This is a genomic window from Mycobacterium sp. NTMscope_Eco_3, assembly GCF_976985685.1.
On record NZ_CDRJYZ010000001.1, the window covers coordinates 1,722,747 to 1,736,282 of the forward strand.

At 68.3% G+C, this 13,536-nt stretch carries 13 protein-coding genes and 1 pseudogene; 6 read left to right on the forward strand and 8 right to left on the reverse strand.

What is annotated here, in order from left to right; translation table 11 throughout:
• Positions 1 to 143 precede the first annotated feature (143 nt).
• Positions 144 to 1,142: an IS481 family transposase gene (locus AC0KTM_RS07945; protein WP_238956983.1), complete on the forward strand. Its 999-nt coding sequence runs from the start codon at positions 144 to 146 to the stop codon at positions 1,140 to 1,142.
• Here AC0KTM_RS07945 and AC0KTM_RS07950 read toward each other — a convergent pair.
• Together AC0KTM_RS07950 and AC0KTM_RS07955 are read right to left on the reverse strand one after the other, a co-directional pair.
• Complete coding sequence (locus tag AC0KTM_RS07950; protein WP_472415370.1) at positions 1,139 to 2,128, reverse strand: alpha/beta fold hydrolase; 990 nt, start codon at positions 2,126 to 2,128, stop codon at positions 1,139 to 1,141. The two genes, AC0KTM_RS07945 and AC0KTM_RS07950, sit on opposite strands and share 4 nt — an antisense overlap.
• 44 nt (positions 2,129 to 2,172) lie before the next feature.
• Entirely contained in the window at positions 2,173 to 2,685 is a 513-nt protein-coding gene (locus AC0KTM_RS07955; RefSeq protein ID WP_472415371.1) for a lipoprotein LpqH, read from the reverse strand.
• 74 nt (positions 2,686 to 2,759) lie between these two features.
• Here AC0KTM_RS07955 and AC0KTM_RS07960 point away from each other — a divergent pair, with 74 nt between their 5' ends.
• Genes AC0KTM_RS07960 through AC0KTM_RS07970 form a run of 3 tightly spaced genes read left to right on the forward strand, consistent with a single transcriptional unit; the run spans position 2,760 to position 5,028 of the window.
• The gene (locus tag AC0KTM_RS07960; protein ID WP_472415372.1) at positions 2,760 to 3,116 is read left to right on the forward strand and encodes an ArsR/SmtB family transcription factor; all 357 of its coding nucleotides are present in this window, start codon (positions 2,760 to 2,762) and stop codon (positions 3,114 to 3,116) included.
• Entirely contained in the window at positions 3,104 to 4,612 is a 1,509-nt protein-coding gene (gene arsB, locus AC0KTM_RS07965; protein ID WP_472415373.1) for an ACR3 family arsenite efflux transporter, read from the forward strand. The genes AC0KTM_RS07960 and arsB overlap by 13 nt, the downstream gene beginning before the upstream one ends.
• Before the next feature lie 2 nt (positions 4,613 to 4,614).
• Positions 4,615 to 5,028, forward strand: a complete 414-nt coding sequence (locus AC0KTM_RS07970; RefSeq protein WP_238957793.1) for an ArsI/CadI family heavy metal resistance metalloenzyme — start codon at positions 4,615 to 4,617, stop codon at positions 5,026 to 5,028.
• A gap of 23 nt (positions 5,029 to 5,051) precedes the next feature.
• Here AC0KTM_RS07970 and AC0KTM_RS07975 read toward each other — a convergent pair whose 3' ends face one another.
• A complete protein-coding gene (locus AC0KTM_RS07975; protein ID WP_238957794.1) occupies positions 5,052 to 5,933 on the reverse strand; it encodes an LLM class F420-dependent oxidoreductase in 882 nt (293 codons plus the stop codon).
• A gap of 98 nt (positions 5,934 to 6,031) precedes the next feature.
• On the opposite strand from AC0KTM_RS07975, the gene AC0KTM_RS07980 reads away from it, so the two are divergent.
• Together AC0KTM_RS07980 and AC0KTM_RS07985 are read left to right on the forward strand one after the other, a co-directional pair.
• Positions 6,032 to 6,604 carry a TetR/AcrR family transcriptional regulator C-terminal domain-containing protein gene (locus tag AC0KTM_RS07980; RefSeq protein WP_238957795.1) on the forward strand — a complete coding sequence of 191 codons (573 nt, stop codon included), beginning with the start codon at positions 6,032 to 6,034 and terminating at the stop codon, positions 6,602 to 6,604.
• The gene (locus tag AC0KTM_RS07985; protein WP_472415374.1) at positions 6,601 to 7,857 is read left to right on the forward strand and encodes a cytochrome P450; all 1,257 of its coding nucleotides are present in this window, start codon (positions 6,601 to 6,603) and stop codon (positions 7,855 to 7,857) included. Before AC0KTM_RS07980 ends, AC0KTM_RS07985 begins: the two co-directional genes overlap by 4 nt.
• Before the next feature lies 1 nt (position 7,858).
• On the opposite strand, the gene AC0KTM_RS07990 is transcribed toward AC0KTM_RS07985, so the two are convergent.
• From AC0KTM_RS07990 to AC0KTM_RS08010, 5 genes and pseudogenes are all read right to left on the reverse strand, one after another.
• Positions 7,859 to 8,707: a sulfurtransferase gene (locus tag AC0KTM_RS07990; RefSeq protein ID WP_472415375.1), complete on the reverse strand. Its 849-nt coding sequence runs from the start codon at positions 8,705 to 8,707 to the stop codon at positions 7,859 to 7,861.
• Positions 8,708 to 8,765: 58 nt separating this feature from the next.
• Positions 8,766 to 9,905 carry a glycosyltransferase gene (locus AC0KTM_RS07995; protein WP_472415376.1) on the reverse strand — a complete coding sequence of 380 codons (1,140 nt, stop codon included), beginning with the start codon at positions 9,903 to 9,905 and terminating at the stop codon, positions 8,766 to 8,768.
• A gap of 89 nt (positions 9,906 to 9,994) precedes the next feature.
• The gene (locus AC0KTM_RS08000; protein ID WP_472415377.1) at positions 9,995 to 11,521 is read right to left on the reverse strand and encodes an FAD-dependent monooxygenase; all 1,527 of its coding nucleotides are present in this window, start codon (positions 11,519 to 11,521) and stop codon (positions 9,995 to 9,997) included.
• The gene (locus AC0KTM_RS08005; RefSeq protein WP_472415378.1) at positions 11,514 to 12,146 is read right to left on the reverse strand and encodes a TetR/AcrR family transcriptional regulator; all 633 of its coding nucleotides are present in this window, start codon (positions 12,144 to 12,146) and stop codon (positions 11,514 to 11,516) included. Before AC0KTM_RS08005 ends, AC0KTM_RS08000 begins: the two co-directional genes overlap by 8 nt.
• Positions 12,147 to 12,345: 199 nt before the next feature.
• A pseudogene (locus AC0KTM_RS08010) lies at positions 12,346 to 13,524 on the reverse strand (AAA family ATPase).
• Positions 13,525 to 13,536: the final 12 nt, after the last annotated feature.

Consider the following 13,536-nt stretch of genomic DNA (forward strand, 5'->3'; position numbering starts at 1 on the left):
GCTAGGGCGCGGCTAGGGCGCGGCTAGGTGTGATGTCCAGGGACATTGTCCCGTTTGGTATCGGTGAGCCTGTGTGACAGGTGAAGGCCTCCGGTTATGAAGTGGAGCTGTCTAGAAACCGCTTCATCAACCAGGAGGCCTTCGTGTCCCACGCTAACGCTGCTTTGACGCCACGCGCTCGTTTGAGGCTTGCTCGCCTCGTCGTCGAGCAGGGCTGGACCTACGCCGCGGCAGCCAAGATGTTCATGGTCGCCCCACGAACCGCCAAGAAATGGGCCGACCGATTTCGAACCGAACGGGTGGCCGGGATGGCCGATCGCAGCTCGCGGCCCCGTGTCAGCCCGACCAGGACCGGGCCACGCATGGTGCGGCGGATCGTGCGGTTACGGTGGCGTCACCGGCTTGGTCCAGTACAGATCGCTGGCCGGCTCGGTGTGCCGGCCTCGACCGTGCATGCGGTGTTGACCCGCTGCCGTATCAACCGGCTGTCCTACATCGACCGCGTCACCGGCGAGCCATTGCGTCGTTACGAGCACGCCTCGCCCGGAGCGCTGGTCCATGTCGACGTCACCAAGTTCGGCAACATCCCCGACGGCGGCGGGCACAAGTTCGTGAGCCGACAAATCAGCAAGCACAACGCCCGACAGACCGCCCGGCGCACTGGCCAGCGCGGCAAGGACTATCGCCCCCGGATCGGAACGGCGTTCGTGCACACCGTCATTGACGATCATTCCCGGATGGCCTACGCCGAAATCTGCGCGGACGAGAAGGCGGTCACAGCGATCGGCGTGCTGCAGCGCGCCGTGGCGTGGTTCACCGACCACGGCGTCACCGTCGAACGAGTCCTCTCAGACAACGGCTCGGCCTACAAGTCCTACGCATGGCGTGATGCCTGCGCCGAGCTGTGCATTACCCCGAAGCGAACCCGTCCATACCGACCGCAGACCAACGGCAAGATCGAGCGATTCCACCGCACTCTGGCCGACGGCTGGGCCTACGCTCGACTCTACGAATCAACCCAACAGCGCGACACCGCTCTAGCCGGCTGGCTGCACTTCTACAATCACCACCGACCCCACTCCGCCATCGGAGGCCAGCCACCGGTCACCCGACTGACCAACCTCCCTGGACATCACAGCTAGGGCGCGCTCTGGTCGACCAGCACCGCGCCGTCGGGCTGGTTTCCCAGCGTCTGCAACGGAATGTCGTCGCCCTGGGCGGTGAGGCGCACGATCTGCGCCAGTTGTTCTGGGGCGTCGCACTGCAGATAGTGGTCGGCGCCCGGCACCAGCCAATACCGGTTGCGGCCGGGCTTGTTCCTCAGATACGTCTGCCACACGTGGTTGGGAACCCGCAACGGTGCCACGTTGTCGTGGACGCCCCACACCACGGTGGTGTTGACATCGCTCGTGGAAAGCGTTTCCAGCCAACTGGTTTCGTCGGCGGCGCGCTCGTTGAGGTATTGGATGGTGTCGGGCAGCACGCGGATTCCGTCGTTGTGGGCGAAGCATTTGGCCAAGGCGGCGATCTCCGGATCGTCCAATGTCCGTCGCGGCATGAACGTGCTGGCGCCCATCCCGGCCGCCAGCATCTCCGGCGTCGTCGCCGCCGCGGTGGCGCGCCCGGTCCCGGGATCGAGTAGCGCGGTCTGGAACGCGGTCAGATTCGAAAGTGGAAGGTAGATATTGGCATTCGTCACGATCAGGTCGGCGGGCACCGCGGGCGGATCAAGGGCCGCCAGCATGCCCAGCGCGACCATGCCGACGCTGCTGCCGCGGTCGTGGGTGAGCATGCGGTAGTCGGTGAGTTGCCACACCTCGGTGATGGCGTAGACCAGCAGCCGGGCGTCGTCGTAGAGCGAGTACACGTACGGCGCGGGCGGTTTGTCGGAGAGCCCGTAGCCGGGAAAGTCGAGCAGGTAGATGTCGAACTCCGCGGCGAGCTCGGCGGTCAGGGCGAAGTAGTCGATGCTCGACGTCGGAAAGCCGTGCACCAGCACCAGCGCGGGCGCGCCGGGGGTGCCGCACCGGCGGCTGAAAATCGCGACTTCTCTGGCATCGTTGGCCGCGGTGGTCGACCGCCAGCGAAGTTCGGTGCCGCCGTTTTGCCACTGCGCGAAGATGTCCAAGCTGTCAGCCTCTCAGAGGAGATCGCGGCAAACAACCGCGACGACTAAGGGCATGTCACGTGGATGCCGAATCTCACGTCGCGCACACCGCTTTGCCCGGGCGTGGTCGCCTGGCCCGTGCCGGTGATCGTGTAGCTCTTACCGTCCTTGGTCGCCTGCACCTGCGTCGGCGAATTGGTTCCCTGATAGGGCAGCTGATACTGGCCATTGTCGAGCTTGAGCGAAATCGCGAAGCCGTCCACGGTGGGGGGCCGTTCGTCCGAGACGGCCAGGGACACCGACGCCGCGTCGTCGTGCACGCTGATGCGGGTCGTGAGGTCTCCCGATTCCGGTGGCGACGCATTCGGTTGGGCCGCCGAGCTTGTGCAGTCGACCGCGGCGATGAGCGTGTGCTTGTTCCCGTCGATCATGACGGTCGTGCTCGTCAAGGCCGGAGTCGAACTTGTGGGAGCGGCCGGGTGACTTTCCTTGCCGGAACAGGCCGGCAGACTCGCCCCCAGTGCCAGCGCACCGAGCGCGGCAGCCGCACGAACGATCCACCGCTGAAGGTTTGTCATATCGGTCCTCCGTTAGACGGTCATGAGGACTATAGAACCTGGCATCCTGATTCGATACGTGTTTATATAGACCAATGTCGAATCAAACCAAGGAGTGTTGCCCCGCGCTGGGGGCGGCCGCCCTGGCCGAGCCGCAAGCCGCGCAGCTGGCGGCGATGTTCAAGGCGCTCAGCGATCCGGTGCGGTTGCGGCTGTTGAGCCTGGTCGCCAGCCACCCGGGCGGTCAGGCCTGTGTGTGCGAGATCTCCCCGACATTCGACGTGTCGCAGCCGACGATCTCCCATCACCTGAAGACACTGCGGTCGGCGGGCCTTTTGGATTGCGAACGACGCGGCACGTGGGTGTACTACTGGGTGGTCCCCGAAGCGTTGCAACAACTTTCGTCGGTGTTGCATGTTGACGCCCTGTCGGCCGCGGGATGCGGGTCATGAGCCAACCGGTAAGCGCGCGGCTATCGACGTTGGATCGCTTCCTGCCGGGATGGATCGCGATGGCGATGGTGGTCGGCCTGCTGCTGGGCCGGCTTGTCCCGGGCCTGGGAAAAGCCGTGAGCGCCGTTCAGGTCGACGGGATCTCCTTGCCGATTGCGATCGGGCTGCTGGTGATGATGTACCCGGTCCTGGCCAAAGTGCGGTACGACCAGCTGGACACCGTGACCGCGGATCGCAAATTGATGGTGACATCGCTGGCGCTGAACTGGCTGGTTGGACCCGCGGTCATGTTCGCGCTCGCCTGGCTCCTGCTGCCGGATCTACCGGAGTACCGCACTGGGCTGATCATCGTGGGGCTGGCGCGCTGCATCGCCATGGTCATCATCTGGAACGACCTCGCCTGCGGTGACCGCGAAGCCGCCGCCGTCCTGGTCGCGCTGAACTCGATCTTCCAGGTCGTCATGTTCGCCGCCCTGGGCTGGTTCTATCTGTCGGTGCTGCCGGGGTGGTTGGGTCTGAGCACCACCGGAATCGACGTGTCCGCCTGGCAGATCGCGAAATCGGTGCTCATCTTCCTGGGGCTGCCGCTGCTGGCCGGGTACCTGTCGCGCCGTCTGGGCGAACGCACCAGGGGCCGCGGTTGGTACGAGGGCCGCTTCCTGCCCCGGATCGGGCCCTGGGCGTTGTATGGGTTGCTGTTCACCATCGTCATTCTCTTCGCGCTACAGGGCCACCAAATCACCTCCCGGCCTTGGGATGTCGCCCGAATCGCGTTGCCGCTGCTGGCGTATTTCGCGATCATGTGGGCGGGCGGATATGCGCTGGGGGTGCTGCTGCGGCTCGGCTATGCGCGCACCACAACCCTGGCGTTTACCGCCGCCGGCAACAACTTTGAGCTCGCGATCGCGGTGGCGATCGCGACCTACGGCGCCGCCTCGGGTCAGGCCCTGGCCGGCGTGGTCGGACCCCTGATCGAAGTTCCGATCCTGGTCGCGCTGGTTTACGTTTCCCTGGCCTTGCGCCCGCGGCTCTTTGGTGCGGCCGACAGTTCCCGGTCGAGCGCCGACAGGCCCAGCGTTCTGTTCGTCTGCGTGCATAACGCCGGTCGTTCTCAGATGGCCGCCGCGCTACTGCGCCACCTGGCCGGCGACCGCATCGACGTCCGTTCCGCCGGAACCGAACCCGTCGATCAGATCAACCCCGCGGCGATGGCCGTGATGGCCGAATGGGGCATCGATATCACCGACGTCCCGAAGGCACTCGACGCCGACGTGGTCCGGGCGAGCGACGTGGTGATCACGATGGGCTGCGGTGATACCTGTCCGTTCTTCCCGGGCGTCTCGTACCGCGATTGGCCCCTGCGCGATCCCGCCGGCCAGCCGGTCGAGACGGTGCGGGCCATCCGCGAGGACATCGCCGAGCATGTGTATGCCCTCATCCGGGAGCTGCTCGGGATCACGATGACGATCGATGTACCCGCCACGAAAGGACGGTAACCATGTCGCGTATTCAACTGGCCCTCAACGTCGACAACCTCGACGAGGCGATCACGTTCTACAGCAAGCTTTTTGACGTCCAGCCGGCCAAGATCAAACCCGGCTACGCCAACTTCGTCGTTGCCGACCCACCGCTCAAACTGGTGCTGCTGGAAAACGCCGGCCACGGCGGCACCCTCAACCATCTCGGGGTCGAGGTCGCCTCCAGCGACGCCGTGCTCGCCGAGAACAGGCGGCTCGCCGAGACGGGACTGCTCACCGACGAAGAGGTCGACTCGTCCTGTTGCTACGCCACCCAAGACAAGGTGTGGGTGAGCGGACCGGGCGGTGAGCGCTGGGAGATCTACACCGTGAAGGCCGATTCCGAGACGTTCGGGCCCGCCGACGAATCGCAGCCCACCTGCTGCGCCTCGTAGGCGCCGATGGTGGACAGCGGATCCTACGTGGCGCCGCCGGACGGGGGATGGAGTTCGGCGAGGGCCTGCAGGTTCTCCAGGTAATGCGGCAGCGAGGTGTGGCGGAACGCGGCGCTGACGATGGTCGCGCCGTGCGCGGCGGTCTCGCCGACGAGGTCGCGGGTCCGTTCCGGCTCGCCGATCGGATCCAGCAGCGCGGGAGGCGGCAGAACGACGGCGAAACCGGGGCCGAACTCGAAGCGGCTCAGCCAGTCTCGCGCCTGGCGCAGGTTCACGTTGAACGGTGCCCACCCGTCGGCGAGGGTGGCGGCGCGGCGCAGCGATCGCAGCGTTTGCCCGCCGATCCAGATGGGGACGTGGTCCTGCGTCGCGCAGGGATCGACGACCATGCCGCCGAAGGAGTAGAACTCGCCGTGGTATTCGGGTTCGGGTGCCGACAGTGCGGCGCGCAGGGCCCGCAGGGCGTCGTCGGCGCGCCGACCGCGGTCGTCGAACGGCGCGCCGAGCAGATCGAACTCGGCTTTGAGGCTGCCCACGCCGACCCCCAGGATCACCCTGCCGCCGCTGACCTGGTCCAGGGTGCCGTAGCGTTTGGCGATCTCGAGCGGGTGGTGGTAGCCGAGCACCAGCACGTTGGTGGCCAACCGAATTCGTCGCGTGCGCGCGGCAAGGTAGCCGAAGGTCGCCAGCGGGTCCCAATAGCGGGTGCCGCGGCGGTCCGTCTCGGCCGCGGGCAGCGCAATGTGCTCGCTACAGGTCAGGTGGTGGTAGCCGAGCCGATCGGCGGCCTCGGCGATCTGCGCCAGGTCCTCGATGGTCGCGTTCTTTTCCCAGTCGCCGCTGCTCTGGGGGAACATCGTCACGACCGGGGTGGCCACCGACAGTTTGGCCGGCCGGCCGGTCATAACGTGCTCTTCCCAGGATGATTCATACCGGGGTAGATTCTAACAGTGCTCGAATCTGGCACGAGTCGACCGGCCGCTGCGAGTAAGCGAGGGTCGCGATGACGGCCGCGGTGCGCCGACCCTATGGCGAACTCGACCGCGCGCGCGTGGTGGCGTCCCTGCGGGATTTGGCCTGCCGCGTCGGCGTGCAGGGCGTGACGATGCGCGAGTTGGCGGCCGAGCTCGGCGCCGCGGTGCCCTCGGTGTATTACCACGTGCCGGGCAAGCAGGCCTGCCTGGATCTGCTCGCCGAATCGGTGCTGGCCGACATCCCGGTCATCGAGACGGGGCCGTGGGACACCCGGCTGGCCGAGCTCTACTGCGCCGCCCGCGAAGTCATCCTGTCGGTGCCCGGCATCGCGGGCGTCCTGCAAACCGGCGGCGGCGGCGAGTCGGCCCGTCGGCTCGACACGCTCAGCCGATCGCTGCTCGCCGAGGCGGGCCTGACCAAACCGGTTGCGGCGGCGGCCCATTCGGTGTTGTACACCTATCTGCTCGGCTCGGTGGGCCTGCAGGAGACGCGGCCCGGGCAACGAGGGAAGCGCCAGGCCGCCAACCACTTTCGCGCGGGCCTCGAGGTGATCATCGCCGGAATCAGGGCCTCGCTACGAGGAGGAACGGATCGGCGATGAGCATTGCCAAACCCACGCTGGTGAAATCCCTGGTCCCACAGAACCTGGACACCGCGGCCGACCGCGACGCGGCCGCCGTGCTGGACCCCGACACCTTCGTCACCGGCGCCCCGTACAACGCGATGACGAGGCTGCGGACCAGCTCGCCGGTACACCCGGTGCAGCTGCCCGGGTTGCCCAGGGCGTGGCTGTTGACCAAACACGCCGACGTGCGCCTGGTCAGCCGCGATACCGACACCTTCAGCAGCAGCAAGGGCAACACACTGGTGGAGGCCGAGGCCGGCCCCAACTCGGCGATGCTGCCCGGCATCGATCCGCCGCGTCACATCCACTTCCGCAAGCTGATCAACCAGGGCTTCACCGTGCGCAACGTGCAGCGGCTGGAGCCGCGGATGCGGCTCGTGGCCCGCGACATCGTCGACACCATCATCGACAAGGGCGAATTCGACGCCGTGACAGACATTTCCGCCGAGATGTCGCTGCAAGTGATCGCCGACGTGCTCGGCGTTCCCGCCGAGGACCGGATGGACGTCTTCCGCTGGAGCAACGCCATCGGCAGCCTGGGCATCGAAGATCCCGACTACGCCCCCACGCCGGAGGCGCTGGGCCAGGCCGCCGCCGAAATGTTCGCCTACTGCGGGGAATTGGTGGAGCATCGGCGCAAGCACGGCCTCACCGGCGACATCTTGTCGGCGCTGCTCGCCGCGGAGGTCGACGGCGAAAAGCTCAACCGAGACCAGCTCAACGAGTTCTTCCTGTTGCTGGCGATCGCCGGCAACGAAACGACCCGCAACACGTTGAGCCACGGCATCTTGGCGCTCGCCGAGCACCCCGAGCAACAGGCGCTGCTCGCCCGCGATCCCGCGGCGATCAAGCCCGCGGTGGAAGAGCTGTTGCGCTGGGCGACCCCGGTGATGCACTTCCGGCGCACCGTGACCCGCGACGTCGAGATCCGCGGGCAGCGAATCCCCTCCGGCGACTGGGTGCTGATGCACTACCTGTCCGCCAACCGCGACGAGGACGTCTTCGACCGGGCGGACCAGTTCGACATCACCCGCCCCGACGCCGGTCACGCCGCATTCGGGGGCGGGGGAGTGCACTTCTGCCTCGGCGCGCAACTGGCCCGGCTCGAGCTGCGCGTCATGCTCGAAGAGCTCTATCCGAACGTGCCCGGCCTGGCCGTCACCGGACCGCCCGACCGGCTGCGCTCGTCGTTCTTCCACGGCATCAAAAGGCTGCCGTGCACAACGTGATTCAGCCGCGCTCCACCGGACGGGACGGATCCGAACTCCACTCCGACCACGACCCCGGATACAAGGCCGCCTCCCGCCCCATCGCGGCGAGCGCCGCGATCGCGACCGTGGCGGTGACACCCGACCCGCAGTAGGCGCCCACCGTGTCGTGACGCTCGATCCCGCGATCGGATAACAGTTGCGCAACTGCATCCTCGCCGAGGAACGTGCCATCGGCCCCCAAGACCGCGACACTGGGAAGGTTCTTCGCGGCGGGAACGTGTCCCGCGGCGGCGTCGAGGGGTTCCACGTCACCGCGGTAGCGCTCCGGCGCTCGCGCATCGAGCAGCGTCACGGTGCCCTCGGCCACCCGCTCGGCCGTCAGCGTGGGACGGCTCCCGGCGTACAAATCACCGTGCGGCACAGTCACATTGCCGGTCGGCGGTTCGACGGGTCCGGCCTCGAGACCGTAGCCGGCCGAGCGCCAGGCGGCCAAGCCGCCGTCGAGGATGCGGACGTTTTGCAGTCCGGCCGCGCTCAGCACCCACCATGCGCGCGCGGAACCGGCGCGGTTCCAGTCGTCGTAGGTCACCACCGGCGCGCCCTGCCGGATCCCCCAGCGACGCGCGGCGGCCTCCACGTCGCGTCCCGACGGCAGCGGATGGCGGCCGCGGCCGGAGATCGAGTGGTCGCTGAGCTCGTCCTCGAGCGAGACATACACCGCCCCGGGAATGTGGCCGTCCAGGTAGGCCGCGCGCCCGTCGGGTTCGTCGATCCTCCACCGCACGTCCAGGACGCTCACCGGGTCGCCGGCCTCGATGATGCCGGCCAACTCGGCGGCGGTGATCAACACTTGATCGCGTGCTTGCACCGGCTCCTCCTTGTCGTCTGTATCGAGACTAGCCAGCCGAATGGCACGGTGTGAGCGGCTATGCGGTCCGTTCGGAGGCGCCGCCGTCAAAGGCCGGCGCACCCATCGACGCCAGCATTCCGGTCGCGGCCCGATGCCAGGTGAAGTCCTCGGCGCGGCGCCGCGCGGACATGCGGCGTTGCCGTTCGGGCCGGCCAGCGATGGCGCTGACCGCTTTTGCGATGGCGGCCGGGTCGTTGTCGGCCGACGCGCCGCTGTCCGGGGTGATGATCTCGGTCAGCGCCGACGTGCGCGAGACGACGGCCGGGGTTCCGCACGCCAGCGACTCCAGCGCCGCCAGCCCGAAGGTTTCGTGCGGTCCCGGGGCCAGCGTCACATCGGCCGAGGCCAGCAGTTGCGCCACGACGTGGCGATCGGAGATGAAACCGGTGAAGTCGATCGGTAGCCGCGCGGCCTGGCGTTGCAGCCGGGCCCGCAACGGGCCCTCGCCCACCACCACGAGCCGCGCGTCGACGCCGGCGTGGCACAACGCGCCCAGCGCGTCGATGCTGCGGTCGACGCGCTTTTCCACCGACAGCCGGCCGCAGTGGACCAGCAGCAGCTGTGTCGGCGCCGCCCAGCGCCGGCGCACCAGATACGAGTGGCGGCGCGGGTGGAACGTCTGTAGATCCACGCCCAGCGGGACGGTGACGGTGTTGCCGGCGCCGATCCGGTCGAATTCCTCGCGCGCGAAACCGGTGGTGCACACCACGGTGTCGTAGTTCGCGGCGGTGCGAGCGTTGGCCACGTCGGCGAACTTCCGCGCGGCCCGGCGCGGAAGGATTTGGCCCACAAGGCGATCCAGGCGTTCATGGGAGATCATCAGCGTCGTGGCGCCGTGATCGCGTCCCCACCGGCCCAGCGACCGCAGCGTGAGCCGGTCCGACACCTCCAGCGCGTCGGGTCGCAGCGCCGCCAGCAGGGCCTTGACGGGTCCCGGCATCACCGCACGGTAGCCGCCGGTGAAGGGAATCAGCCTGGCGGGAAGGGTGATTCGCACCACGCCGGTGTACAGCTGGACGCGCCCGGCGCGCTGGCCGGGAACGATCAAGAAGACCTCGTGACCGTGGGCGCAATATTCGGCGCCCAGCCGGTCGATCGCGGTGCGCAGGCCACCGGAGCGAGGGCCGTAGAAATTGGCGACCTGTACAACGCGCATTAGGCGAGGACACGCGGTGCGCATGTGCACTCACCAATGCCGACCCGACGCCCGCCTGAACAGTCTGTGAATTTCGCTTGCGCGCGGCGCTATCTGGTCGCCGGCGACCCGAACCAGCGGCGCAACGCCGCGCGCAGGGCCTCTGCGTGCGTCGCCCCGAACCCGTCGGCCGCCCATGCCACATAGCCGTCCGGCCGGATCAGCAGCGCCGCGGCGGGTGGCTCGGCGACGCTCGCGGCGACGACATCGACGCGGCCGGCCCAGGCTTGCGCCGCGTTCGCGAAGCCGCCGCCGAGGTCGAGCAGGACCGGCCGGCCATCGTGGAGAACTTCGGCCACCCGTCGGCCGTCATCGAGGGTCAGGTCCGGCACGAGGTGGCCCGACAGCGGGTGGTCGTCGCCCACGTCGTACCGCACGTCGGACCCGGCGAGCAGCGCCGCCATGTGCCGTTGTACGTCCGGGAAGGTGAAGAGCTCGCCCAACAGCGTTCGCAGCGCGGCGACTTCGGGCCCCGGCGCCATGAGCGCGATCTGGGACAGCGAATGCATCATGACGCGCTGACCGACCGGATGGCGCTCGGACTGGTAGGTGTCGAGCAATCCGGGCGGCGCCGTGCCGTTGATCTCGGCGGCCAGCTTCCAGCCCAGGTTCACGGTGTCCTGCAGCCCCAGGTTCAGCCCCGGACCGCCCATCGCGCTGTGCACGTGCGCGGCGTCGCCGAGCAGCAGGACCCGGCCGTCGCGGTAGCGTTCGGCGTGCCGGGTGTTCTGCCCGTTGATGCGCCGAAGGGCGTGCGGCCCCGGTCCTTTCGGCTCCTCGAACGGAACGTCGACACCCAGCACGCGGCGAGCGCTCTCGCGCAGCTCGGCCAGACTCATCGGCACCTCATCCACCGGCGGGCCGAATTCGATGGTCCCGAGCAGCGCACGACCCGGCTCGAACTCGGCATAGATCATCCCGCCTCGGTCAAAGCGACTGTGCCCGAAGCGAAGCGGACCGAAGCCCGGAACCTCGATGCTGGCGATGTCCGGGCGGCGGTACTCGTCGGGAATGTGCACGTGGGCTAGCCGACCGACCATCTCTGAGGTGGTGCCGGGAAAGTCGATGCCCAGGGACTTGCGCACCAGGCTGCGCCCGCCGTCCGCTCCGACGGCGTAACCGGCGGCGATGGCGTAGTCGCTTTCGGGTGACGAGACGTGCAGCGCAACGGATTCCGGCCCCGGCACGATCCCGACGAGGCCATGGCCCCAGCGCACATCCACCCCGAGGTCGCGGGCCCGCTTCTCGAGCAGCCGCACGAGCCGGGGCTGAGGCATGAGCATCGCGTACATCGGGTTGTCGTGGCCCTCGGAGAAGACCAGCGGCATGGCCGCGAACATCCATCCCGGGCTGGGCTGGGGCGGCCCCTCGTCACCGGTGAAGTCCTGATACATCCCGCGCATGTCGAGCATCCGAACGACTTGTCCGACAAGGCCGTTGGCCTTCGGTTCGGAGCTGGGCCCGGGGAGGACGTCCAGCACGACGGGCCTGACACCGGCCAAGGCCAGCTCGCAGGCCAGCATCAGCCCGTTGGGGCCGGCGCCGGCGATGACGACGTCGGCGTGTTCGTCAGCCATGGGCTGCCTTCTTTCTGGGGGGTTCCGGTAGCCCCGCCTCGACGTCGGCGAAGCCCGAGCGGATCAGCGCGGTGATCGCCACCGGGGGATCGGCCCACGCATAGGCGTCCGCCGCGGCGTCGCCGACGGCCCGCACGACGGCCATGACCAATCGCGGGTACAGATCATGCTTCGGGTCCGTGCCGGTGCGTTCGGCGATGACGTGGAGGAACTCGTCGAAAAGGTGCTGCGGCACCGAGTTTCGAACCTGTGGCTGCATGAGCAGCTTTCGCACCTCGACGAGTTCCTGGCGGCTGGGCGCCCGGTTCTCGTCGCCGTACACGTCGCCGAAGTCGTCCTCCAGCGGCTCCAGCACGGCGTGGGTGATCGCCGTCCACAGTGGCTCGTCGGCGGGGCGCGCGCGCAGCAATGCGATGCTGCGGCGCAGGCGTTCGGCTTGCCGGTAGGCCACCGCCTCATATTTGCCGCTGAAGTAGTTGTTGAACGTGCGCAGTGAGACGCCCGCCAGGTTGGCGACGTCTTCGCGCGTCACGTTGTCCAGCCCGCGCTCGAAAGCCAGGCGCAGGGCGGCATCGCTGAGCGCGCGACGGGTGTCGGCTTTTTTTCGCTCGCGCAGTCCGGACATAGGTGCCACCGTACGCAAAACATGCCCGATAGGCAATATTGCCCGGAAGGCAATTTGCGTTGAGTGTGCGCTGAGGGCTTCCGGAGTGAAGCCACGGCGGCGACCCGCCGTGAAAGGCCGACCAGGATTCACTCGCAGCGCCCAGGATTCACACTCGCCGCGACGGCGCGCGGACATTCACCGCAGGAGCCGAGAGCGCCTAGCGCGCACCCCAATCCCAGCGCGGCGTCGTGATCAGCGTCTGGCCGCCGATGCGTGTTTCGCCCTAGTCCTTGTACAGCTCGATCTCGAGGGCTCCGTCGGAGTCTTCGCTCAGCGGCACGGCGTCCAGGAACTCCAGCAGGGAGCGGGAGTGGGTGACCACCACCACCTGGGACTTGGCGGCGGTGGTGCGGATCAGCGACGCCAGCGGCGCCACCAGGTCCGGGTGCAGCGAGGTCTCCGGCTCGTTGAGCACCATCAGCGACGGCGGTTGCGGGCTGAGCAGCGCCGCGGCCCACAGCAGGAAACGCAGTGTGCCATCGGACAATTCGGCGGCCCGCAACGCGCGCAGCATGCCGCGCTGTCGCAACTGAAGGTCGAAGAGCCCGTCGTGGATGGCCACCGAGAGGGTGGCGCCGTCGAACGCCTCGGCGACGGCGCGGCTCAGGTCGTCGAACCCCGCTTCGAGGATCGTCTGGATCGCGGCCGCGAGGTCACTGCCGTCGTCGGAGAGCACGGGGGTGCGGGTGCCGACCTGCGGGTGCCGCGCGGGCGCCCCGCCGTCGACCCGGAACCCGTCGTAGAACCGCCACCCGCGCAGCCGTTCTCGCACGGCCGCGAGCTCGGGAAGCGCGTGCGGGTGGGCGTATTCGGCCAGCACGCTGTGATACGACGGCAGCGACCGGGACAGCTCGTCGAAACCGTTGCCGTCCTCGGCGCTGGCCTCGGCGAACACCCGGGACCGGCGCACCAGCGTCGTGCTGGGCCGCAGCACCGGGCCGGCGAACAACAGCTCCCGTTTGATCTCCGGATCGCGGGCGAACACCGACTTCCCGACGGACTGCGGGATGCCCAGATCCACCAGATAGCCGAAATCGTCTGCGGCGAAGCCCATTTCGAGGGACACGGGCCGGGTGCGCACGGTGCCCTCGGTCTTGCCGGTGCGTCGCGCACCGGCCACCTGCTCGGGGCCGGCCCACAGCACCGACTGCAGCCCGCCCTCGCGGGCGAGCGACCCGATCACCTCGCCGCGCCCGCAGTCGGCCAGCAGTCGCAGCGCGCGGTACAGCGACGACTTGCCGGACCCGTTGGCGCCGGTGATCACCGACAGCCGGCCCAGCGGCAGGATCACCTCGCGCAGCGAGCGATATCCGCGGATGGCGACCGTCTGCAGCATGCGGCCGACTGT

Coding starts and splice junctions, on each gene's coding strand:
- AC0KTM_RS07955 (WP_472415371.1), bottom strand. CDS start 2,685: ATGACAAACCTTCAGCGGTGGATCGTTCGTGCGGCTGCCGCGCTCGGT.
- AC0KTM_RS07960 (WP_472415372.1), top strand. CDS start 2,760: ATGTCGAATCAAACCAAGGAGTGTTGCCCCGCGCTGGGGGCGGCCGCC.
- arsB (WP_472415373.1), top strand. CDS start 3,104: ATGCGGGTCATGAGCCAACCGGTAAGCGCGCGGCTATCGACGTTGGAT.
- AC0KTM_RS07970 (WP_238957793.1), top strand. CDS start 4,615: ATGTCGCGTATTCAACTGGCCCTCAACGTCGACAACCTCGACGAGGCG.
- AC0KTM_RS07975 (WP_238957794.1), bottom strand. CDS start 5,933: ATGACCGGCCGGCCGGCCAAACTGTCGGTGGCCACCCCGGTCGTGACG.
- AC0KTM_RS07980 (WP_238957795.1), top strand. CDS start 6,032: ATGACGGCCGCGGTGCGCCGACCCTATGGCGAACTCGACCGCGCGCGC.
- AC0KTM_RS07985 (WP_472415374.1), top strand. CDS start 6,601: ATGAGCATTGCCAAACCCACGCTGGTGAAATCCCTGGTCCCACAGAAC.
- AC0KTM_RS07995 (WP_472415376.1), bottom strand. CDS start 9,905: ATGCGCGTTGTACAGGTCGCCAATTTCTACGGCCCTCGCTCCGGTGGC.
- AC0KTM_RS08000 (WP_472415377.1), bottom strand. CDS start 11,521: ATGGCTGACGAACACGCCGACGTCGTCATCGCCGGCGCCGGCCCCAAC.
- AC0KTM_RS08005 (WP_472415378.1), bottom strand. CDS start 12,146: ATGTCCGGACTGCGCGAGCGAAAAAAAGCCGACACCCGTCGCGCGCTC.